1 protein-coding gene is annotated in these 1,151 nt (G+C 67.0%); it reads right to left on the bottom strand.

The genetic code is table 11. From position 1 onward, the window contains the following. Positions 1-1,084 (bottom strand): IS630 family transposase gene (locus LG395_RS41950; protein ID WP_443743020.1). Its coding sequence is split into 2 segments (ribosomal slippage), with 1,082 coding nucleotides annotated over them: positions 1-623 and positions 626-1,084; the frame shifts between segments, so codons are not numbered across the junction. This gene is flagged as partial in the annotation. Positions 1,085-1,151 lie beyond the last annotated feature (67 nt).

Genomic DNA, 1,151 nt, shown 5'->3' with positions numbered 1-1,151 from the left:
TACTGAGCTTGTTGGCGTGGTGTCGTCAGGGTGAGGCCGGTTTCGGCGAGGCATCCGTCGATGAGGTTGCTGCGGTACTGGATCTGGCGGAGGCCATGCCGGAGGGTGCGCATCAGGTGGTCTGGGTCGGTGAAGGCGGTATTGGCCTGGCTGTTGCGTCGTAGCAGTGACCAGAGGCCCTCGACCGGGTTGAGGTCGGGGGCGTAGGCCGGCAGAAAGTAGCAGGTGATCCAGTCGTGAGCGTCGATGAACGCTCTCAGCCGGGCGTCCTTGTGGACGTTCAGGTTGTCCCAGACGAGCACGATGGGGGCACCGAGCTGCTGGTGGGCGGCGATGAGCAGGTCGCGGTAATCGGTCCAGGTGAAACTGCGTCTGCCGCCCCGCTTGTGATCGACGTGCCGCTTGGGCCGGTAGATCAGGCGTGAGCGTTCGCCCGGCTTGTAGCAGGCCAGGGCCGCGATGGAGAAGCGGCGCTGGGAGCGTCCCCGCACGCGGATGAGGGGTGTGTGTCCGCGCTGGGCCCAGGTGCGGGTGGTGGGCGGCGTCATCGAGAAGCCGGCTTCGTCTTCGAAGCACAGCCAGGCCCCGAGCGCCGCCGCGGTGTTTCCACGTGGGGCCAGGTCTCCTTCACCCAGCCGGTGACGGCTTCCTCGTTGCGCTCCAGAGCGCGGCGGGCGGGGACCTGGTGGCTGAAGCCGTGCCGGTGCAGCATCTTCGCGATGGCCGAGAGGGACATGCTCTTGTGGAACCGGCGCCCGATCAGCGTCTTGATCCGCGTCAGCGTCCAGATCTGGTCCGGCCAGCCGTGTGCGACCGGGCCCCTGGCCAGCTCCTGTTCCAGTACCGCGAACAGTTGCTCGCTCAGTTTGGGCAACGACACCGGACCCACCGAGCGAAGACCGCCCGCGCCTGCTTCCTGCCAGGCCAGGCGCCACCGCTGAACGGAGCGCACGCTCACCCGTAAGTCCTTGGCGACCTCGACGTTGGAGGCGCCGGCACCGAACCGTTCGGCGGCCTCCATCCGGATCCGCTCACGAAACGCCTGCCGTTCAGGCGTCAGCCCACCACCCTGCGGATACCTCATACAAACGGCGTACCGCGACGATCACACCCCGTCAGCCCCCAACGACAACACGCCAACAAACTCAGTA

This window comes from Streptomyces spinosus, assembly GCF_020400655.1.
GTDB lineage: Bacteria > Actinomycetota > Actinomycetes > Streptomycetales > Streptomycetaceae > Streptomyces > Streptomyces argyrophylli.
The sequence above is the reverse complement of the archived record's forward strand: the minus strand, read 5'-3'. Positions and strand labels throughout refer to the sequence as shown.